This is a genomic window from Streptomyces sp. NPDC059861, assembly GCF_042731435.1.
Taxonomy (GTDB): Bacteria; Actinomycetota; Actinomycetes; order Streptomycetales; family Streptomycetaceae; genus Streptomyces.
The window spans coordinates 188,724-208,965 of sequence record NZ_JBHWJQ010000001.1 but is presented as its reverse complement, the minus strand read 5'-3'; the positions used below and the strand labels follow the sequence as shown (position 1 = coordinate 208,965).

The 20,242-nt window shown below is 73.1% G+C and carries 15 protein-coding genes; 8 read left to right on the top strand and 7 right to left on the bottom strand.

The features are described from left to right. The first annotated feature begins 111 nt into the window (after positions 1 to 111). Positions 112 to 1,569: an NCS2 family permease gene (locus tag ACFV6X_RS00910; protein ID WP_385375664.1), complete on the top strand. Its 1,458-nt coding sequence runs from the start codon at positions 112 to 114 to the stop codon at positions 1,567 to 1,569. A 50-nt stretch (positions 1,570 to 1,619) separates the two neighbouring features. Next, positions 1,620 to 2,774: an XdhC family protein gene (locus ACFV6X_RS00905; RefSeq protein WP_385375661.1), complete on the top strand. Its 1,155-nt coding sequence runs from the start codon at positions 1,620 to 1,622 to the stop codon at positions 2,772 to 2,774. A 165-nt stretch (positions 2,775 to 2,939) separates the two neighbouring features. Here the strand turns inward: ACFV6X_RS00905 and ACFV6X_RS00900 are convergent, their stop codons facing one another. Further along, positions 2,940 to 3,380, bottom strand: a complete 441-nt coding sequence (locus ACFV6X_RS00900; protein ID WP_385375658.1) for an SRPBCC family protein — start codon at positions 3,378 to 3,380, stop codon at positions 2,940 to 2,942. Positions 3,381 to 3,454: 74 nt separating this feature from the next. Further along, a complete protein-coding gene (locus ACFV6X_RS00895; RefSeq protein WP_385375655.1) occupies positions 3,455 to 4,333 on the bottom strand; it encodes a polysaccharide deacetylase family protein in 879 nt (292 codons plus the stop codon). A gap of 107 nt (positions 4,334 to 4,440) precedes the next feature. Between ACFV6X_RS00895 and ACFV6X_RS00890 the strand changes: the two genes are divergently transcribed. Both ACFV6X_RS00890 and ACFV6X_RS00885 read left to right on the top strand, forming a co-directional pair. After that, positions 4,441 to 5,442 carry a glycosyltransferase family 2 protein gene (locus tag ACFV6X_RS00890; protein WP_385375652.1) on the top strand — a complete coding sequence of 334 codons (1,002 nt, stop codon included), beginning with the start codon at positions 4,441 to 4,443 and terminating at the stop codon, positions 5,440 to 5,442. After that, on the top strand, positions 5,439 to 5,975 hold the full coding sequence (locus ACFV6X_RS00885; protein ID WP_385375649.1) for an HAD-IIIA family hydrolase: 537 nt from the start codon (positions 5,439 to 5,441) through the stop codon (positions 5,973 to 5,975). The genes ACFV6X_RS00890 and ACFV6X_RS00885 overlap by 4 nt, the downstream gene beginning before the upstream one ends. Here the strand turns inward: ACFV6X_RS00885 and ACFV6X_RS00880 are convergent, their stop codons facing one another. Further along, the gene (locus ACFV6X_RS00880) at positions 5,976 to 8,042 is read right to left on the bottom strand and encodes a SpoIIE family protein phosphatase (RefSeq protein ID WP_385375646.1); all 2,067 of its coding nucleotides are present in this window, start codon (positions 8,040 to 8,042) and stop codon (positions 5,976 to 5,978) included. 158 nt (positions 8,043 to 8,200) lie between these two features. Here ACFV6X_RS00880 and ACFV6X_RS00875 point away from each other — a divergent pair, with 158 nt between their 5' ends. Then, positions 8,201 to 11,251, top strand: a complete 3,051-nt coding sequence (locus ACFV6X_RS00875) for a SpoIIE family protein phosphatase (RefSeq protein ID WP_385375643.1) — start codon at positions 8,201 to 8,203, stop codon at positions 11,249 to 11,251. 195 nt (positions 11,252 to 11,446) lie between these two features. Continuing rightward, positions 11,447 to 13,591, top strand: coding sequence for a SpoIIE family protein phosphatase (locus ACFV6X_RS00870; protein ID WP_385375641.1), 2,145 nt, complete (start codon positions 11,447 to 11,449; stop codon positions 13,589 to 13,591). Between the two features lie 9 nt (positions 13,592 to 13,600). On the opposite strand, the gene ACFV6X_RS00865 is transcribed toward ACFV6X_RS00870, so the two are convergent. Continuing rightward, a complete protein-coding gene (locus ACFV6X_RS00865; RefSeq protein ID WP_385375638.1) occupies positions 13,601 to 13,735 on the bottom strand; it encodes a hypothetical protein in 135 nt (44 codons plus the stop codon). A 159-nt stretch (positions 13,736 to 13,894) separates the two neighbouring features. After that, complete coding sequence (locus ACFV6X_RS00860; RefSeq protein WP_385375635.1) at positions 13,895 to 15,514, bottom strand: MFS transporter; 1,620 nt, start codon at positions 15,512 to 15,514, stop codon at positions 13,895 to 13,897. A gap of 459 nt (positions 15,515 to 15,973) precedes the next feature. On the opposite strand from ACFV6X_RS00860, the gene ACFV6X_RS00855 reads away from it, so the two are divergent. Both ACFV6X_RS00855 and ACFV6X_RS00850 read left to right on the top strand, forming a co-directional pair. After that, positions 15,974 to 16,621: a DNA alkylation repair protein gene (locus ACFV6X_RS00855; protein ID WP_385376250.1), complete on the top strand. Its 648-nt coding sequence runs from the start codon at positions 15,974 to 15,976 to the stop codon at positions 16,619 to 16,621. 55 nt (positions 16,622 to 16,676) lie between these two features. Beyond that, positions 16,677 to 17,270: a MarR family winged helix-turn-helix transcriptional regulator gene (locus ACFV6X_RS00850; protein ID WP_385375632.1), complete on the top strand. Its 594-nt coding sequence runs from the start codon at positions 16,677 to 16,679 to the stop codon at positions 17,268 to 17,270. 48 nt (positions 17,271 to 17,318) lie between these two features. Here the strand turns inward: ACFV6X_RS00850 and ACFV6X_RS00845 are convergent, their stop codons facing one another. Together ACFV6X_RS00845 and ACFV6X_RS00840 are read right to left on the bottom strand one after the other, a co-directional pair. Further along, positions 17,319 to 18,221, bottom strand: coding sequence for an LLM class flavin-dependent oxidoreductase (locus ACFV6X_RS00845; RefSeq protein WP_385375629.1), 903 nt, complete (start codon positions 18,219 to 18,221; stop codon positions 17,319 to 17,321). A gap of 11 nt (positions 18,222 to 18,232) precedes the next feature. Then, entirely contained in the window at positions 18,233 to 20,110 is a 1,878-nt protein-coding gene (locus ACFV6X_RS00840; RefSeq protein ID WP_385375627.1) for an FAD-binding protein, read from the bottom strand. Between the last annotated feature and the right edge of the window lie 132 nt (positions 20,111 to 20,242).

Genomic DNA, 20,242 nt, shown 5'->3' with positions numbered 1-20,242 from the left:
GTTCGTCTCGGGCCGTCCCCCGGGTCGTGCGGCCGAAGCACCTTCCCAAATCCCGCAGCCGCACGGCGGTACCCATGCGGGTGCCCCTTTGAACCTTGGGAGTAGGCCCACATGACCCAGCAGTCACTGGAGCCGAAGACCGTCTCGGAGGACGCGGGTGGGGGAACCCGCGTCCCGGCCGGACGCTCTTGGCTCGACCGTTACTTCCACATATCCCACCGGGGATCCACGGTCGCGCGTGAGGTGCGCGGCGGCGTCACCACCTTCATGGCGATGGCGTACATCCTGCTCCTCAATCCCCTGATCCTGTCCGGCAAGGACGCGGCGGGGGACACGCTCGGCCAGCAGGCCCTGATCACCGCGACCGCGTTCGCGGCGGCACTCACCACGCTGCTGATGGGTTTCGTCGGCAAGGTTCCCCTCGCGCTCGCCGCGGGCCTCTCCGTCTCCGGTGTCCTCGCCTCCCAGGTCGCCCCCCAGATGACCTGGGCCCAGGCGATGGGCATGTGTGTGATGTACGGCGTGGTCATCATGCTGCTGGTCGTCACCGGCCTGCGTGAGATGATCATGAACGCGATTCCGCTGCCCCTGAAGCACGCGATCACCATGGGCATCGGACTCTTCGTGGCACTGATCGGCTTCTACAAGGCCGGCTTCGTGCACCAGGGCGAGAGCACCCCGGTCGTCCTGGGCCCGACGGGCGAGCTGGCCGGCTGGCCGGTGCTGCTCTTCGCGGTGACCCTTCTGGCGATCTTCATGCTCCAGGCGCGCGGCGTCCCGGGCGCCATCCTGATCGGTATCGTCGCGGGCACCGTGGTCGCCGTCGTCCTCAACGCGGCCGGCGTCATCGACCCCGGGCAGTGGGCCGGCGGCGCGCCCGAACTGAGCGGCAGCGCGGTCTCCATGCCCGACTTCTCGGCCTTCGGGGACGTCGAGTTCGGCGGCTGGGGCGAGGTCGGCGCGATGACCGTCGGCATGATCGTCTTCACCCTGGTGCTGGCCGGCTTCTTCGACGCGATGGCCACCATCATCGGCGTCGGCACGGAGGCCAAGCTCGCCGACGACAAGGGCCGGATGCCGGGCCTGTCCAAGGCGCTGTTCATCGACGGCGCGGGCGGCGCGATCGGCGGCGTCTCCGGCGCCTCCGGCCAGACCGTGTTCGTGGAGTCGGCGACCGGTGTCGGCGAGGGCGCCAGGACCGGCCTGTCGTCCGTGGTCACGGGTCTGTTCTTCGCGGCCTGTCTGTTCTTCACGCCGCTGACGGCGATCGTGCCGGGCGAGGTCGCGGCCGCCGCCCTGGTGGTGATCGGCGCCATGATGATGATGAACGCCCGGCACGTCGACTGGTCCGACCGGGCCACCGCGATCCCGGTCTTCCTGACCGTCGTGATCATGCCGTTCACCTACTCGATCACCGCGGGCGTCGCCGCGGGCGTCGTCTCGTACGTCGCCATCAAGATCGCGCAGGGCAAGGCGCGCGAGATCGGCGCCTTCATGTGGGCCCTGACGGTGATCTTCGTGGTGTTCTTCGCACTCCGTCCCATCGAGAGCTGGATGGGCGTCCACTAGGGCAGGCCCAGGCGCCCGCCCTTCACGCAACCGCTTAAGGAGACCGACAGATGCTGGACATCGCCGACGAGTTGCACCGGTGGGTCGAGCAGGGACGCGACTTCGCCGTGGCCACCGTGGTGGCCGTGGGGGGCAGCGCCCCGCGCCGGCCCGGCGCCGCCCTCGCGGTGGACGCCGACGGCTCGGCGATCGGGTCGGTCTCCGGCGGCTGTGTGGAGGGGGCGGTCTACGAGCTGTGCCGGCAGGCGTTGCGGGACGGGGAACCGGTCCTGGAGCGCTTCGGCTACAGCGACGAGGACGCATTCGCGGTCGGCCTGACCTGCGGCGGCGTCATCGACATCCTGGTCACCCCGGTCCGGGCGGACGATCTCGTCCGGCCGGTGGTGGCGGCCGCGGTGGCCGCCGCGTCCCGGCGGGCGCCCGCCGCGGTGGCCCGGATCGTCTCCGGCCCGGCCGAACTGACGGGTGGCCGCGCGCTGCTGGTCCGCCCCGACGGGTCGTACGACGGCGGCTTCGGCGCCCATCCCGAGCTGGACCGCACCGTCGCGGCCGAGGCCGGCGCCTTCCTGGACGCCGGCCGTACCGGCACCCTGGAGATCGGAGAGCAGGGCTCCCGGTGCGGAGCACCGCTCACGGTCCTGGTCGAGTCCTCCGTCCCCGCCCCCCGCATGATCGTCTTCGGTGCCATCGACTTCGCCTCGGCGCTGGTCCGCGTCGGCAAGTTCCTCGGCTACCACGTCACGGTGTGTGACGCCCGCCCCGTCTTCGCGACACGGACCCGCTTCCCCGACGCCGACGAGATCGTCGTCGAGTGGCCGCACACGTACCTGGAGCGCACCGCCGTCGACGGCCGCACGGTCCTGTGCGTGCTGACCCACGACGCCAAGTTCGACGTCCCCCTGCTCCAGCTCGCGCTGCGGCTGCCGGTGGCGTACGTCGGTGCCATGGGCTCCCGCCGCACCCACCTCGACCGCAACAGGCGGCTGCGTGAGGTCGGCGTCACCGACCTGGAGCTGGCCCGCCTGCACTCACCCATCGGCCTCGATCTCGGCGCCCGGACGCCGGAGGAGACGGCGCTGTCCATCGCGGCCGAGATCGTCGCGGGCCGGCGCGGCGGCAGCGGGGTCTCGCTGACCGGCGCGCACACGCCGATCCACCACGACACCGCGTCGGCACCGGCGGGACGCATCGAGTCGGTCGCCTGAGGCAGCCGCTCCGCCGCGAACGGGGTCACGGGTCCGTACGGCGCGAGGGGCCGCACGGCTTCAGGGGGTCGTACGGCTTCAGGGGGCCGAACGACGTCACGGGGCGGGTGCCGCGCAACCGTGCCAGGGTCGTGCGCCGGAGTCCGCGCACCGCTGCGGCGCGGGTCACCGCCCCCGTAGCAGCCGGTTGGCCGCCCGGCCGAACACCAGGCGGGACGCCCGCTCCAGGGTGCCGTCGAGGAAGGCCGGCAGCATGCGTACGCGGAGTTCCTCACGCCAGACCACGTGCGCGCGTCCGCCCGGGCCGGGGCGGACCTCGATCTCCGCCCAGCCGCGCATCACCCGTCCGCGCTTCTCCAGCCGGCACCGGCCGGGGGCGTCGTCGCCCGGCGGCTGCCAGACGGTGACCTCCATCCGGTCGTCGAAGGTGAGCGGCCCGATGCCCGAACGGGCCACGAACTCCGTGCCCTCGTGCGTCGGTCCGGGGGTCAGCACGGTGACGCGGGTCAGCGGGACGACGTCACCGTGCCGGGGCCAGTCCGTGAGCCGGCGCCAGGCCTCGGGCGGGGAGAGGGGAGCCGTGCGTTCGAGCAGGAAGGTCGCCACGCAGGGATCCTAAGGGGGCGGCACCGCACCGGACCGGCAGATTTCGCGGGTGGCGGCGGTGATGTCGGGCGGTCCTAGCGGTAGACCCTGCCCGGTTCGACCTTTCCCGGGGCCAGCAGTTGAGGGACCGTCACGAACACGTACCCGCGCTCCTTCAGCGCGTCGATGATGCCCGGCACGGCCGGCACGGTGCCGTCGTAGATGTCGTGCAGCAGGATGATGCCGTCCCGCTCCGTCTGGTCCAGGACCCGCCGGCGGATCAGGTCGGAGTCCTCGGTCGCGTAGTCCTTGGCGGTCACGCTCCACAGGACCTCGGAGAGGCCGAGTTCGCGGCAGATCTCGTGCACGGTGCCGTCCGTACGGCCCTGGGGCGGGCGCATGAGGGTGGGGCGGCGGCCGGTGAGCCGCTCGATCTCCTCGTTGGGGCGCCGGAGTTCCTCGCGTATCTCGTCCGGCTCCAGCTCGGTGAGGATCTTGTGGTCCCAGGTGTGGCTGGCTGTCTCGTGGCCCTCGTCGGCCATCCGTCGCACCAGCTCAGGGAACTTCTCGATGTGCCGCGCGCCGAGCAGGAAGAAGGTCGCCGGGACCCGCTTCTCCTTGAGGATGTCGAGCAGGCGCGCGGAGTTCTCGCTGGGGCCCGCGTCGAAGGTCAGCGCGACGCACTTGGCGCGCCGGCAGTCGACACTGCCGAAGGCGGCGGTCTTCGCGTCGGACGCGGCCTGCGCGCGGACCGTGCTGGGGGCGGTGGTCTCCAGGGTCGTGCATCCCGACAGGACGGGCGGCAGACACAGGGCCGCCAGCAAAGTGGCGGCGGCACGGAACGCGGTCCCCCGTCTTCGCGTCTTCCCGGTCGGCTCGGTCGGCTCGGTCGGCTCGGTCGGCTCGGTCGGCTCGGTCGGCTCGGTCGGGGAGAGCCCAGGGGTTCCGCGACGTAGTGCAGGTCGTAGTGGCATGGCGAGACTGTACATTGAGTGTATAGACGGGGTTCATAGTGGGTCCCGAGGCCGCCCCGGGTGCCCCCGGGGGTTTGAGGTGGCCGCACACTGGCACCCGGCCATACATGACCACCGCCTACGCCGTGGTGATCCCCACGCTCGCCCATGACACCCTGGCCGACTGTCTCGGCGCGCTGGCCGCAGCCACCGGCCCCTGGCCGCACGAGATCGTCCTGGTCGACGACCGCCCCGACCCGGATCCGGGCACGCTGGAGCACCCGCTGAGCGTCCTCGGCGATCTGCGCGACCGCACGACCGTGCTGTACGGCGGCGGCCGCGGACCCGCCGCCGCCCGCAACACCGGCCTGCGCGCGGTCGCCTCGCCCTGGGTCGCCTTCCTCGACGACGACGCGCAGGTCGGCCCGCACTGGTACGAGCAGCTCACCCAGGACCTGGCCGCCGCGAGCCCCGACACGGCGGGAGTGCAGGGCGTGATCGCCGTACCGCTGCCCGGGTCGCGCCGCCCCACCGACGGGGAGCGCGAGACGGTGGCCCGGGCGCGGGCCCGCTGGGGCACCGTCGACATGGCCTACCGCACCGACGCGCTCAAGCAGGCCCGGGGCTTCGACGAACGCTTCCTGCGCGCCCACCGGGAGGACGTCGACCTGGCCCTGCGGCTCCTCGACGCCGGGTGGGGCATACGGCAGGGGCGGCGCACGACCCGGCACCCGGTGCCGCCGGCCGACCGCTGGGCCTCGCTGGCAGCCCAGCGCGGGCATGCCGACGACGCGCTCATGCTGCGGCTGCACGGCGCCGGGTGGTGGTACAAGGCGGTCGCGCCGCGCGGCCGGGTCCGCAGCCATCTCGCCGTGACGGCGGCGGGCGCGGCGGCCTGTGTGCTCGCGGCGGCCGGGCGGCGCACGGCGGCCGCCGTCGCGGCGTCGTTCTGGGCCGCGGGCACCGCCGAGTTCGCCTGGGCCCGCATCGCGCCCGGCCCGCGCACCCGGGACGAGGTGACCACCCTGGTGGTGACGAGCGTGCTCATCCCGCCGGCGGCCAGCTGGTTCTGGCTGAGCGGACTGTGGCGGCACCGGGGCGTCCGTCCCTGGCGTGAGGTGGCGCCGTGAGCCGGATCCGCGCCGTGCTCCTCGACCGCGACGGCGTCCTCGTCGAGGACCTCCCCGACAACGCCGACCCCGGCCGCGTCCGCCCCGTCGGCGGCGCCCACGAGGCGCTCGCCCTGCTGCGCCTGCACGGCGTCCGCACCGGCTTCCTCACCTTCCAGCCCGGCATCTCCCGCGGCCGGTTCACCGAGGCGGACGTGCGCCGGGTCGACGCCCGCGTCGAGGAACTGCTCGGCCCGTTCGACATCCGCGCGGTCTGCCCGCACGACCCCGTCGACGGTTGCCACTGCCGCCCGCCCGAGCCGGGCCTGGTCCTCTGGGCCGCCGGGCGTATCTGCACGGCCCCCGCCGACTGCGCGGTCATCGGCGACACCGGTGCCCATGTCGAGGCCGCCCGCCGGGCGGGCGCCCGGGGCATCCTCGTGGCGACCGCCCGTGCAGGGCCGCGGGACAGCGCCGGGGACGACGTCCCCGACCTGCGTACGGTGGCGCGGTCACTGGTGTCCGGCAGGACGGTGTCCCGTCCGGCGAGCTGACTACAGGGCGCGCGCCACGAGCAGGGCGACGTCGTCGTGGTCCTCGGGGTGGCGCAGCCCGTACAGCAGGAGGTCGCAGGTCTCCTCGAGAGGCCGGCGGGGTTCGTCGAGGAACGTGAGCAGGGCGTCGAGGCGCTCGTCGATGGGGTGGTGGCGGGTCTCGACGAGGCCGTCGGTGTAGAGGACCAGCAGGTCGCCGGGGGCCAGCTGGACCGTGGTGGCCTCGAAGGGGATGCCACCGATGCCGAGCGGGGCTCCCGCCGGCAGGTCGAGCAGATCAGGGGCGCGGCCGGGGCGGGCCAGCGCGGGCGGCATGTGTCCCGCGTTCGCGATGCGGCACTGGCCGGTGCGGGGGTCGTACACGGCGTACAGGCACGTGACGATGTAGTGCTCCAGATCGCAGGTGATCTTGTCGAGGTGCTGGAGCACCGCCTCGGGGGCCAGGTCGAGGTCCGCGTAGGCGCAGGTCGCCGTCCGCAGTCGGCCCATGGTCGCGGCGGCGTCGATGCCGTTGCCCATGACGTCGCCGACGACCAGGGCGGTCTTGTCGTCGGTCAGGCCGATCACGTCGTACCAGTCGCCGCCCACCTCGCTGGTGGACTGGGCCGGCTGGTAGCGGGAGGCCAGCTCCAGGCCGGTGTGGTGCGGCGCGTGGTCGGGCAGCAGGCTGCGCTGGAGGGTGAGGGCGGTGTTGCGCACGCTCTGGAACCAGCGGGCGTTGTCGATGGCCACCGCGGCACGGCTGGCCAGCTCACCGGCCAGCACGACGTCGTCCTGGTCGAACGGCAGCGGATTGCCGGTGCGCTTGAGGTCGAGGGCGCCGAGCACCTCGCCGTGCGCGATCAGCGGCACGGCGAGATACGAGTGGACGCCGGCTTGCGCCAGCAGCGCGACGGCCTCCGCGTCCCGGGCGATCCGCGGCAGGTCGCGCTCGCCGACATGCCGGACCAGCACCGGTCGGCCGGTGTGCACGCACAGGGTGACCAGGCGGTCCCCCTCGTAGGAGGCCAGATCACCGGGAGGGTCGGCGGCGCGCAGCGCCACCGTCGGGCGGGCCGCCTTGAGGGCGAGGGCGCGGAACAGCTCCGGGCCGTTGTCGGGCGCCCGGGTACGGCGGCAGGCCAGCGCCGAGTCCAGCACGTCGACGGCGACGATGTCGGCCAGCTCGGAGGCGGCGATCTCGGCCAGTTCGCGCGCGGTCCGCTCCACCTCCAGCGTGGTGCCGACCCGGGTGGAGGCGTCGGCGATGAGCGCCAGCCGCCGCCGGGCCCGGTCGGCCTCGGCTGCCGCGCGATGCCGTTCGGTGACGTCGACGACCGAGGTGGCCGCGCCGAGGACCCGGCCGCCGGGGTCCTCCAGCCGGTAGAACGACAGTGACCAGGCGTGCTCGTGCTCGGGGTCGGTCGGCGGGCGGCCCACGTGGTACTGGTCGAGCAGCGGCGTGCCGGTGGTGAGCACCTGACGCAGGCAGGCCTCGATGGTGTCGATGTCCGGCAGGTCCATGATCTCCTTGAGGTGCCGGCCGATGTGGTCCTCGGCGGGCACCCCGTCGATCCGCTCCAGCGCCGGGTTGACGAGCATGTACCGCAGGTCGGGGTCCATGAGGGCGAGACCGATGGGGGACTGGTTGATCAGCCGCTCGCACAGGGCGAGATCGGTCTCCACGCGCTGGAGCAGGTTGTGGTCGGCGGCGAGGCCCAGGGCGTAGACGTCGCCGAGGTCGTCCAGCAGCCGCATGTTGCGGAACTCCGTCAGCCGGCTGCTGCCGTCCTTGTGCCGGATCGGGAAGGCACCCGCCCAGCTCCGGCCGGTCTCCAGCACCTCCATGAACAGCTTCGCCACAGCGGGCAGGTGCTCGGGGTGGACGAACAGCCGTGCCGCGTACGTGCCGAGCGCCTCCTCCGCGGTGTAGCCGAAGAGTTCCTGCGCCTGCGGGGTCCAGAACACGATGCGCCCGTCGGCGTCGACCACCACCGCGCCCACGCTCAGCACGTCCAGCAGGCCGATCGGCCCGGGCGGCGCCGAGCCGTACTCGGCCTCCTCGGACGGGAAGGATTCGGCTGTCATCCCTGATCCTCCTCCACCGGCCGGCGGAAGTGACGATGTGCCCTTCCATGCTGCCCCCGGGCCACTGCCTTGCCCAGTCCGGGGGCCGACGGTGCCCGCCGGGACCGTGCACATCGGACCGACTAGCAGGAACATGGTCGTGTAGAGGATGGGGAGCCATGGACTCTGCGCGACACGGTTCCGAACCGCCGGCGCCCCCCGGTGCGCGCGACCATCTCGACGCGTCCACCGACGCGGCGGCGGTGCTCTCCGGCACCGGCGAGGTGATCGGCTGGACCTGTGCCGCCGAGCAACTCCTCGGGCTCCCGGCGCGTGACGTGGTCGGAGGCTCCGCCGCCCGGCTGCTGGCGGGGGCCGTGGACCCGCTCCGTGCCGGCGGCGTCGCCGAGCGGTGCCGCGCCGGAATGGGGTGGAGCGGTCGCATCCCGCTGCGGCACCGCGACGGCCGCCGGATCGACACCGACCTGCGGGTCTCCGCCTGCTTCCGGATCGGCTCGCAGGAGTGCTTCCTGGTCTCGGCGCGGCAGCAGCGCCGGCAGTGGGCGGTCGGCCAGACCGTCCTCGACGGCTTCCTGACCCGCTCGCCGGTCGGCATGGCGGTGCTGGACCTGGACCTGCGCTACGTGTGGATGAACGACACCCTCGAACGCTTCGGCGGAATCCCCCGGGAGCAGCGCCTGGGCCGCCGGATGAGCGAGCTGCTGCCCGGGCTCCAGGCGGAGACCCTCGAAGGGCTGATGCGCAAGGTGCTGGTCACCGGAGTGCCCGTCACCGACTACGAGTACGTCGGCTGGAGCTGGGCCGACCCGCACCGCCAGCACGCGTACTCCACGTCCTTCTTCCCGCTCGTGGACGGCGGCGACTCCGTCACCGGCGTCTGCTACATGGTCCTCGACGTCACCGAACGCTGGAACGCACGCCAGTTGCTGTCGCTGGTCAACGACGCCGGGACCAGCATCGGCCGGACGCTCGACGTGATGCGCACGGCGCAGGAGCTCGCCGACTTCGCCGTGCCGCGCTTCGCGGACTTCGTCGTCGTCGACCTCCTGGAACCGGTGCTCAGCAGCGAGGGGCACGGGGCGTGGCTGACCGACGCGGGACCGGCGTCCGTCCGGCCGGTGATGCGCCGCGCCGGCATGAAGTCGGTGCGCGCGGGCTGCCCCGAGGCCGTGGCACGGGTCGGGGAGCGGGTGGACTTCCTTCCGCCTCCGCACAACGCGAACGTGCTCATCGAGGGCGAGCCGATCCTCATCCCGGTGCTCGACCCGGCCGACGCCCTGTGGGTCGCCGAGCAGCCCGCCCGCGTGGAGTCCATCCGCGACTTCGGGCTGCACTCCCTCCTCTCCGTGCCGATGCGGGCACGGAACACCGCCCTCGGCCTCACCACGTTCCTCCGGTCGCTCAATCCCGTCCCGTTCCAGCCCGACGACGTCCTGCTGGCCCGGGAACTGGTGGCGCGGGCGGCCCTGTGCGTCGACAACGCCCGCCGCTACACCCGGGAGCACACGGCGGCGATCACCCTCCAGCGCAGCCTGCTGCCACAGGCCCTGACGGGCGGTACGGCGCTGGACGTGGCCTCCTACTACCTGCCGGCCGACCCGAGCGGCGGGGTCGGCGGCGACTGGTTCGACGTGATCCCGCTGTCCGGGGGTCGCGTGGGCCTAGCCGTCGGGGACGTCGTCGGCCACGGGATCACCGCCGCGGCGGCGATGGGACGGCTGCGCACGGCGGTGCAGACCCTCGCCGACATGGAGATGCCGCCGGCCGATCTGCTGGCCCACCTCGACGACCTCGTGCTGCGGCTGAGCGAGGAGAAGACCGACGAGAGCACGACGGCCTTTCTCGGGGCGACCTGTCTGTACGCCGTGTACGACCCGGTCAGCAGGCTCTGCACGATGGCCCGCGCCGGGCATCCGCCTCCCGTCGTCGTGGCGCCCGACGGCCAGGTCTCCTTCCCGGAGCCCCCGGCCGGGCCGCCGCTCGGGCTGGGCGGCATGGGGTTCGAGTCCACCGAGATCGAACTCGCCGAGAACAGTCTCTTCGGCCTCTACACCGACGGCCTCGTCTCCGGAGCCGACCGCGACATGGAACTCGGCATGTCCCGCCTCGGCGATGTACTGGCAGGCCCCGCCACCACCACGGACGAGCCATCCGCCGCCCGCGAGGACCTCCGTCCGCACGCTAATGAGGGTGCTCATGCGGGCGAGGGCGAAGCCGGGGACGAGGGCAGCCGACCGGGCGGGGACGAGGCCCGGAGCGACGACGCCCGTCCGGGCCCGAGCGAGGTGGAGGCCGAGGGCGTTGGCGCGGGCGCGGGTGCCGCGGAGGGCGAGGGCGGTGACGCGGGCGCGGGTGCCGCGCGGAGTGAGGGCGGTCGCTGGGGTGCGAGCGGGGCGGAGGGCGGGCGCGGTCTCGCGAACGGCGGGGGCGATGGTGCGGACGCCGGTCTCGTGGAGGGTGCGGACGCTCGTGGCGCCGAGGGCGAGGACGGTGCGGTCGCTCGTGGCGCCGAGGGCGAGGGCGGGCGCGGTCTCGCGGACGGCGGGGGCGATGGTGCGGACGCCGGTCTTGTGGAGGGTGCGGTCGCTCGTGGCGCCGAGGGCGAGGGCGGTGCGGTCGCTCGTGGCGCGGGGGACAGTTGCCGCGTGGATGCGAGCCCGGCAGGGCCCGGTGGTGGGCATGCGCACGCGAGTGTGGCCGGCGACAGCGGCGCGCGCGCCGGCCGGGCGCCGGGCGGCGACCTCGCGGCCCTGTGCGCGTCCGTGGTGCAGCGGCTCGTGCCCGTGTCCCAGCCCGACGACATCGCGCTGCTCCTGACCCGCACCCACGTCCTGGGCGCCGACCACGTCGTCTCCTGGGACGTCCCCGCCGACCCGGCGGCCGTCGCCGACGTCCGGGCCCGTGCGACCCGCCAGGTCGCGGCCTGGGGCCTGGAGGAGCTGGCCATGACCACGGAGCTGATAGTGAGCGAACTGGTCACCAACGCGGTCCGCTACGCCGAACCCCCCATCCATCTGCGCATGCTCCGCGACTCCCGGCTGACCTGCGAGGTCGCCGACGCCAGCAGTACCGCGCCGCGTCTGCGGCACGCCCGCAGCACGGACGAGGGCGGCCGGGGCCTGTTCCTCGTGGCCCAGCTCGCCCACCGGTGGGGCGCCCGCCACACCCCCGGCGGGAAGATCATCTGGGCGGAGCAGGAGATCCCGTGAGACCTCGGAGCAGGAGCCTCCTCACGGTGCGTGAGACCCGGGCGGAGGCGCTCGACCGGCGGGGTGCCGAGTGCTCCTCGGGGGCGTAACGTCCTCATATGGGCGATTTCGGGCGCGTCCGAGCGTGCGGATGCCGAGCCCTCGGGGGACTGCGCGGCCGGCCACGAGGCCGCCCTCCGTCACTGGAGGTGCCAGGTGACCGGCAGCCGTGACGCGGCCGCCGACGTGCAGGAACTGGACGCCGCGTTCGCGGACGTGGTGCGCGGGACCGGCGCGTCCATCGGCGCCCTCTACCTGCTCGCGGCGGACCAGCAGGTGCTGTGCCTGGACGTGCTGTGCGGTGCGCCGGCCGAGTTCGCCGCACCGTGGGTGCGGGTCCCGCTCGCCACCCCGGCGCCGGTGTCCGTCGCGGTCCGGGAGGAACGCCTGGTCTGGGTGGGCAGCCAGGAGGAGATGTCCCGCACCTATCCGCGGACCGCGATGGTGCTGCCGTACCCGCTCGCCCTGGTCGCCGCGCCGGTCACCGGCGCCCAGCGGTGGGGCGTGCTGCTGCTGATGTGGCCGGCCACCCGCCCGCCGTACATGACCGGACGGGAGCGGGGGAACATCGCGTCCAGTTGCCTGCGTCTGGCCCGCCTGCTGGAGGACGCGGCTCAGTCCGGCAGCTGCCGCGCCGCGGGAGACCGCCCGCGCGTCGTCCCCACCGGGACCGGCCGCCGGTCCACGAGCCCGGCGATGGCGGCCGCCGACTTCGTGGCGCGCCTGCCCGGCGGCAGTTGCGCCCTGGACCTGGAGGGCCGCTTCACCTACCTCAGCGACGGTGCCTGCGAACTGCTGGGCGCCGAGGCGGGCCGGCTGCTGGGCACCGTGCCGTGGCAGTCGCTGCGCTGGCTCGACGACCCGACCTACGAGGACCGCTACCGCGCCGCGGTCCTCACCCGCGAGCCCGTCTCCTTCACCGCGTGCCGCCCGCCGGACCGGTGGCTGGACATCCATCTCTACCCGGACGCCAGTGGCATCAGCGTCCGGATCGTGCCCACCGGTGCGCGGCCCCCACCCGCACCGGCGCCCCGCCACTCCACGCGCCCCGCCACACCGGCCCGCGCGGGCCACCTCTACCAGCTGACGCATCTGGCCGCGGGGCTGACCGAGGTCGTCGGCGTCCAGGACGTCATAGAGCTGGTCGCCGAGCAGATCATGCCCGCCTTCGGCGCCCAGGGCCTGGTCCTGTCCACCGCCGAGGCCGGCCGGCTGCGGATCACCGGGTACCGCGGCTACACCGCGTCCGTCGTCGAGCGCCTCGACGGCCTGCCCCTCGACACCGGCCTCACCCCGGCCGGCAGTGCTCTGACCAGCGGCATCGCCGCCTTCTTCGCCGATCCTGACGAGATGCGGCGGGTGTACCCCGAGGTGCTGCTGATCAGCGGGAAACAGGCCTGGGCCTTCCTGCCGCTGATCGTCTCCGGCCGGCCCGTCGGGATCTGCATCCTGTCCTACGACCAGCCCCACACGTTCCCGGCCGAGGAACGCGCCGTCATGACCTCGCTCGCCGGCCTCATCGCCCAGGCCCTCGACCGCGCCCGCCTCTACGACACCAAGCACGACCTCGCCCACGGCCTCCAGCAGGCGCTGCTGCCTCGCACCCTCCCCGCGATCGACGGCCTCAGGGTCGCCGCCCGCTACCTGCCCGCCACCTGGGGCATGGACATCGGCGGTGACTTCTACGACCTGATCCGGCTCGGCGACACGGCCGCCGCCGCCGTCATCGGAGACGTCCAGGGCCACAACGTCGCCGCCGCCGCTCTGATGGGGCAGGTGCGCACCGGCGTCCACGCCCACGCCACCCTCGGCGCGACTCCCGACCAGGTCCTGCGCGGCACCAACCGGCTCCTCATCGATCTCGCCCCCGACCTGTTCACCAGCTGCCTCTACGCCCACCTCGACCTCGCCCGCCGACGCGTGACCCTGGCCAGCGCCGGTCACCCGCCCCCGCTGCTGCGCCTGCCCGGACGGGACGCCCGGCCCGTCGAGGTGCCGCCCGGACCGCTGCTGGGGATCGACCCTGACGCCGTCTTCCCCGTCACCGAGATCCCGTTCACACCCGGGCTGATGCTCGTCTTCTACACCGACGGCCTCGTCGAGAGGCCGGACGTCGACCTCGACGACTCGATCGCCGGGCTCACGCGGCATCTCGCCGCCGCCGACGACCGTGACCTGGATCTGCTGGTCGACACCCTGCTGCGGCAGTGCGGGACCGCAGCGCAGCGCACCGACGACATCGCCCTGCTCGTGCTGCACGACCGCCCGACCGCGGCCGGTGGGGGTGGCCCGGCGACGTAGCCGGGGGCGTCAGCCCAGGTCGGGCAGCGGACGCCGGGCGCCCTCGCGAGCGTCGTCCGGCGCCGGGCCCAGCATGCGCAGGGTCATCTCGGTCTCGGCGCGGCGTCGGGCGAAGCGGTTGGCGGGCGGGGCTGACGTCGACATGCGCGACTACTACGTCCACCTCGGCGCCGCCCGCCGTGCGGGGCGGACGGGCTGAACGCGGCGCCGGAGCCGGCCGGGGCGGCCGGGGCGGTCGGCGGCGCGGCCGGTCCGCAACGCCGCAGGGCGACGTCTGGCTGACGTCGCCCGGTCGTGCCCTGCTCAGACGGACTCGGCGTGCTCCTTGTCGCGGTCGGCCTGCGTCGCCGCCGGTGTCCCCGTGCGGTGCTTGCCGCTCGCGTGGCGGCCGGGGAGGACGGCCATGACGATCAGCGTTCCGGCGGCCATGATGACGCCGCCGGCCAGGCTGGTCTGCGCGACGCTGTGGGCGAAGGCCTCGTGCACCGCGTCGACCAGGGCCTGCGCCTGCTGCGCGCCGCCGCCCGGGGACTTCGCGACCTCCTCGGCCACCGCCAGCCCGGCGCCCACCGAGTCCTGGGCCGTCTCCAGCGCGGCGGCCGGGAGGTGCCCGCCGACCAGGTCGGTCAGCTCGTCCCGGTACGCCGTGCCCAGGAGGGAGCCCAGCAACGCGATGCCGAGGGAGCCGCCCAGTTCCACCGAGGTGTCGTTGGCGCCGCCGCCGACGCCCAGCTCGGACTCGGGGAAGGTACCCATGATGGTGTCGGTGGCGGGGGAGACGCTCAGTCCGATCGCGAGGCCCAGCATCGTCAACGCGGGCAAGAAGTCGGTGTACGTGGAACCCGTGTCGACCGGGGTGAGCAGGAGGACGCCGATCGTGCCGCTCACCATGCCGGTCACCACCATCGGCTTCATGCCCAGCCTCGGCGTCAGGCGCCCGGTGACCGCGGCGCCCACCACGACGGCACCGGCCAGCGGCAGCAGCCGTACGCCGGTCTCCAGCGGACCGTGGCCGAGGACGAACTGCAGGTACTGGGTGGAGTAGTAGAGCGCGCCGAAGGCGCCGAAGAAGAAGAACAGCACCGCGAGCATCGAGCCGGTGAACGGGCGCTGCGCGAACTTGCGCACGTCCAGCATGGGGTTGGGATGGCGCAGCTCCCAGGCCACGAAGGCGGCCAGGCCGACGCCGGCGACGACGGCCGCGGCGACCGGTCCGGCGCCCCAGCCGAAGTGCGGGCCCTCGATGGTCGCGTACACCAGGGAGCCGATGGAGACGATGGACAGCAGTCCGCCGACGTAGTCGATCCGGCCAGCGCCCGCCGCCTTGGACGGCGGCACCAGTGTCAGCGCGCCGACGACGGCGACGACGGCGATCGGCACGTTGATCAGGAACGTCGAGCCCCAGGCGTGGTCCTCCAGCAGCCATCCGGCCAGCAGCGGGCCGACGGCGACGGCGAGACCGGTGGTGGCGGTCCAGGCCGTGATGGCCTTCGCGCGTTCGCCCCTGGGGAAGATCGCCACCAGCAGGGACAGCGTGGCCGGCATGACCACGGCGGCACCGACGCCCATGATTGCCCGCGCGGCGATGACGAGTTCGGTCCGGTCGACGAGGCTGCCCGTCACCGCGCCGCCCGCGAAGAGCAGCAGGCCGACGACCAGGGCACCGCGACGGCTGTACTTGTCGCCGATCGCGCCCAGGACGAGCATCAGTGCGGCGTACGGGACGGTGTAGCCGTCGATGACCCACTGCAGGTCACTGCTGCTGAGGTCCAGGTCCCAGGTCATGTCGGGCGCGGCCACGATCAGTGACGTGTTCGCCATGACGACGATCAGCAGGCTCAGGCAGAGCACGAGCAGTGCCCACCAGCGCCGGGCGTACGGCCCGGACATCTTCTCGACGGGGGTGGTGGCAAGGAAGGGCACGGGGGACTCCTGGTGGTGCGAAGAGTTATTTGCACATCCATGAGCAGACTAGGTTCTTGCTCGTCCATGTGCAAATATCGCGGTGAGTGCGAGGCGAGCAGCCCGACCACCCCGCCGCCGGTACGTCGACGGCGGGCGACGCGCGCCCACCCGCGCCCGCATCCTGGGCGCGGCCCGCCCGGGGTCCGCCAGGTGATCACCTTGCCGTTGCTGAGCACCTTGACGTGGGCGACGTTCGAACCGTCGAAGGTCTCGTAGTTTCGGCGGGCGCCGGAAGCGGGGCCGGCAGCCGAGGGCGGCCGGCGCGTCCAGGCCTCGCTGCCTCTCGGGCGCCCCTCCGCCTGCAGCTCCTGAGCGCCTCGGTACGGTCGAGGCGGACCGGCCGCCACCCCCCGTAGGCTGGATTTCGTGCGTGACGGACAGGAGGCTGCGGTGACCGAGACGACAGTGGCGCAGGTCATGGCCGATCTTGCCGTGCTCGAGGACCCGAAGATGCGCGCGGTGAACGAGAAGCACGGTGACGATCACGGTGTGAACCTCGGCAAGCTGCGCGCGCTCGCGAAGCAGCTCAAGACGCAGCAGGACCTCGCGCGCGAGCTGTGGGGGACGGGGGACACCGCGGCGAGGCTCCTGGCCCTGCTGATCTGCCGTCCGAAGGCGTTCCAGCGCGACGAACTGGACACCATGCTGCGCGAGGCACGCGCGCCCAAGGCGCACGACTGGCTCGTGAACTACGTGGTCAAGAAGAGCCCGCACTCCGAAGAACTGCGCCTGGCCTGGTTCGGGGACCCGGATCCGGTGGTCGCGAGCGCCGGCTGGGCGCTGACCGCCGAGCGCGTGGTGAAGAAGCCCGAGGGCCTTGACCTCGCCGGACTGCTCGACGCCGTCGAGGCGGAGATGAAGGACGCTCCGGACCGCCTGCAGTGGGCGATGAACCACTGCCTGGCCCAGATCGGGATCGAGCACGCCGAGTACCGCGACCGGGCGACGGACATCGGCGAGCGGCTGGAAGTGCTCAAGGACTACCCGACTCCCCGGAACTGCACGTCCCCCTTCGCCCCCACCTGGATCGCCGAGATGGTGCGCCGCCGGCAGGCGGGACAGTAGAACCCCCGATGCTCTGTCAGGCAGAGCATCTTGGGAATGGACTAAAGTGGGGTGTGTGACTGCGCACCGTGACTCCGGGGAAGAGACCGAGGCCGTGGCGACCGTGACCGGGGACTCCCGCGACGGGTACGGCAACGGATACGACTTCGGGATGGCCGTCGGTGTAGTTTTCCGCGCCTACGCGAAGGCGACGGAAGCCGCGGTCGGGGACCTCCCCGGTGGGCCGCGGGGTTACTTCGTGCTCACGGCCGCGGTGCAGGGTGAGGCGAGCAGTCAGCGTTCCCTGGCCGATCGGTTCGGTGTGGACCGGACGGTGATGACGTACCTCCTGGACGATCTGGAGCGGGCCGGCCTGGTCGAGCGCAGGCCGGATCCGTCCGACCGCAGGAGTCGGCACATCGTCGCCACCGAGCACGGCCGGGAGCGGTGGGCAGAGCTGTCCCGCCGGGTCTCGCTCGTGGAGCAGCACATCCTCGCGCCGCTGCCCGAGGAGTCACGGGCGGGTTTCCAGTCCATGCTGTGCGCACTCGCCGGACACCTGGACGCACACGGTCCCGCAGTCGATCTCTGCCAGGTCGCCGCCGACTTCGACATCACCGGAGAAGGGGACCGCGCACCGCGCCGAGGCCGACGGCGCACCACCGGCTGACACCGACGCGGAACGGCCGACACGTCCGCCCGCGACCGGCCCACCGCATCAGCGCCCCCGTTCCCGCGCCACCAGTTCCCGCGCGGCGGGCGCCACTTCCGCGCCGAAGCGCTCGATCGTGGCCGGGTCGTCGCCGCCGATGACGAAGGCGCTGAGACCGTGCTCGAGGGCGAGGCCGGCGATCTGCTCCGACCATGCCTGCACGGGTCCGTCGAGCAACCCCTGCGAGGTGGGGGAGAACCGGACGTTCATGAAGTTCATCAGCCGGCGGACGGCCGACGGAGAACGCCCGGCAGCCTCGGCCGCCTCGTCGATGCGGGCGTTCATCTCCGGCAGCGACTCGGCTCCCCGCGGCAGGTACTCCACGGAGGGAAGCCAGCCGTCGCCCACGGCGCCGGTGAGGGCGAGCATCCTGGGCTTGTACGCGCCGACCCAGACGGCGATGTCGTGCGCCGGCCGGGGGCCGCGTTTCGCCCCGTCGACCTCGTAGTACCGGCCGTGGTGGCGGACCCCGCCGCGCGTGTCGGTGTCCCAGATGTCGCGGATGACGGCGATCCCCTCGCGCAGCGCCTCGACAGCCTCTCCGGCCGTGAGACGACGGCCTCCCATCGCTTCGATGCCGTCCCAGAAGGCGCCCGCTCCGATGCCGAGTTCGAAGCGTCCCCCGGAGAGGAGGTCCAAGGAGGCGGCCGCGCGCGCCAGGACGGCCGGCGGGCGGAGCGGGAGGCTGGTGACGTTGGCGCTGATGTGGACGTTCTCGGTGCGCGCGGCCACGTAGGCGAGCAGCGTGGAGGTGTCCAGGTACGAGGCCTGGTAGGGGTGGTCCTGGAAGGTGACCAGGTCCAGACCCGACCGGTCGGTGGTGACAGCCAGATCGACGGCCTGCTGGGGCCTGCCTGCGGCCGGTGTGACGAACGAGCCGAAGAGCAGGTCGTGTCCGTAGTCGGTCATGGGGGAGGTCCTTAGCTCGGGAGTGCGTCGGCCGAGGTGGTCCGCGCGTCCGGGTACGGGTCGATGTTGAAGTTGTCCCGGAAGAGGTTTCCCGGGTCGTAACGGCGCTTGATCTCCCGCAGCCGATTCAGGACGGCCGGCGGGAAGGCGTCGTGGAGCCGTTCGGGGCGGCGGTCGGTCTCGAAGCTGAGGTAGAGGCCGTCGAAGTGGTGCCGCAGCGGGTCCCAGAGGCCGTTGACGGTGTCGTGGCCGGCTCCCATCGCGGTGACCTGGAAGGCGGACGCCCGGTGGGGGAAGGCCGTGTCCCCGGCGGGGACGTCGGCGATGGCACCGCCCATCGCGCGGAGTTCGAAGAAGTACACCTTCCCCGTGCGCAGAAGGGCTGCGGCGTCCTGCGCGAACTCGGGGGTGAGCTTGGGGAGGAACGCCGAGCGGGAGACCGGATCGCCGAAGCCCTTTTGGCCCTCGGGCCCGACGTCGGCGGCGGAGGCCATGACCCCCATGTAGGGGGTGACGACGACCTGTTGCTGGGCGAGCAGGCCTGTCTGAGCGAAGGGGGTCAGGCGCTCCACGATGACGTCGGGGTCGGGGTTGTCCACGATGCCGAGGAGCTGGTAGCTCCACTGGCCCTGCCGTGGGCGCCCGGTGATGAAGAAGACGGTGGTGTCCCGGGGCGCCTCGGAGGCGACTCTGCCGAAGTCCGCCAGTGCCTTCGCGATGTCCGTGGTGAGGAACGTGAGATGGGCGTGGCCGACCTGGCCGACCCGGTCCGCCTGGAACTCGAAGGCCGTGCCGACGCCGAAGTTCGCTCCCGCGCCCCGTACCGCCCAGAACAGGTCGGGGTGCTCGTCGGCGCTGGCACGTACCTTGCTGCCGTCGGCGAGCACCAGCTCCACGGCGCGCAGGTGGTCGATGGTGAGACCGTGTGCGCGGCCGAGCAGGCCGATGCCCCCCGCGGTCGCGAGACCGCCGACGCCGACGCCGCCGTAGTCGCCCGAGCCGAGTGCCCAGCCGTGCGGGTGGAGGGCGGCCGCCACCTGCTTCCAGGTCGCACCCGGTCCGATGCGTACCAGGCGCCGCGCGGGGTCGAGCACCTCGATGCCGTTCATCCGCCGCAGGTCGACGACGAGCCCGCCCTTGTTGGTCGAGCGGCCGCTGATGCCGTGGCCGGCGCTGCGGATGCCGAGCGGCAGATGCCTGTGCCGCCGCGCGAATCCCAGTGCGTCGGCGACCTCGTCCGGGGTGCCGGGGCGCAGCACCAGGCCGGGGGACCCGCCGCGCAGGTAGGTGGACCTGACGCCGTCGTAGCCGGGGTCGCCCGGCTCGACCGCGTGGGCGGTCAGGGACTCCGGTACGGACGCGTAGTCGATGCCGGGGCGGCGACGGGAGCGTGCGGCGAGCGAACGCTGCGGGGGCCCGGTCCCGGACACGGCGCTCGCCAGGGCGGCGAGCCGCTGCACGTCCCGCGCCGAGTCCACGGGGACCACCACGGGGCGGCCCTGCTCGGCCAGCGTGGACAGCTCCTCGGCGGATGCCCCACGGGGAGCGGTCACCCAGGCGGAGGCATCGGTGACGAGCCTGCCCGGCGCCAGGGCGTCGAAGCTCTCCCTGGCCTTCGCCACGACCGTCGGCCAGGGCGCGGCGGCGTCCTTCGGTGACGACGCCGGCAGGTCCGGCAGGTCCACGCCGATGCTGATGCCGCGGGTCCGGCCCGCCAGCCAGGTGGCCGCGGTCCACGGGTCCAGACCGGCCGCGGGCCTCGCCGACCCGTCGGATGTCGCCACGACGACCAGAGCGAGACCTCGTTCGTCGGCCAGCACGGCCAGCTCGTCCCACCCGCCCGTGAGAGCCCCGGGGGCCGAAGGGTCGAGGGCGATTCCAAGCTCCATGCCCGTCTCACTCCTACTGTGCGCTTCCGCATATCATATGTGCAGCAAACACTCTGTGTCGCAGCGTATCCCTGATGGATCACTCGGGATGATTGAGCCTGCTCAATGCTCTGAAATCTATACTATCTCCGC

Coding starts and splice junctions, on each gene's coding strand:
- ACFV6X_RS00855 (WP_385376250.1), top strand. CDS start 15,974: ATGGCCGATCTTGCCGTGCTCGAGGACCCGAAGATGCGCGCGGTGAAC.
- ACFV6X_RS00890 (WP_385375652.1), top strand. CDS start 4,441: ATGACCACCGCCTACGCCGTGGTGATCCCCACGCTCGCCCATGACACC.
- ACFV6X_RS00910 (WP_385375664.1), top strand. CDS start 112: ATGACCCAGCAGTCACTGGAGCCGAAGACCGTCTCGGAGGACGCGGGT.
- ACFV6X_RS00865 (WP_385375638.1), bottom strand. CDS start 13,735: ATGTCGACGTCAGCCCCGCCCGCCAACCGCTTCGCCCGACGCCGCGCC.
- ACFV6X_RS00875 (WP_385375643.1), top strand. CDS start 8,201: ATGGACTCTGCGCGACACGGTTCCGAACCGCCGGCGCCCCCCGGTGCG.
- ACFV6X_RS00905 (WP_385375661.1), top strand. CDS start 1,620: ATGCTGGACATCGCCGACGAGTTGCACCGGTGGGTCGAGCAGGGACGC.
- ACFV6X_RS00895 (WP_385375655.1), bottom strand. CDS start 4,333: ATGCCACTACGACCTGCACTACGTCGCGGAACCCCTGGGCTCTCCCCG.
- ACFV6X_RS00845 (WP_385375629.1), bottom strand. CDS start 18,221: ATGACCGACTACGGACACGACCTGCTCTTCGGCTCGTTCGTCACACCG.
- ACFV6X_RS00880 (WP_385375646.1), bottom strand. CDS start 8,042: ATGACAGCCGAATCCTTCCCGTCCGAGGAGGCCGAGTACGGCTCGGCG.
- ACFV6X_RS00840 (WP_385375627.1), bottom strand. CDS start 20,110: ATGGAGCTTGGAATCGCCCTCGACCCTTCGGCCCCCGGGGCTCTCACG.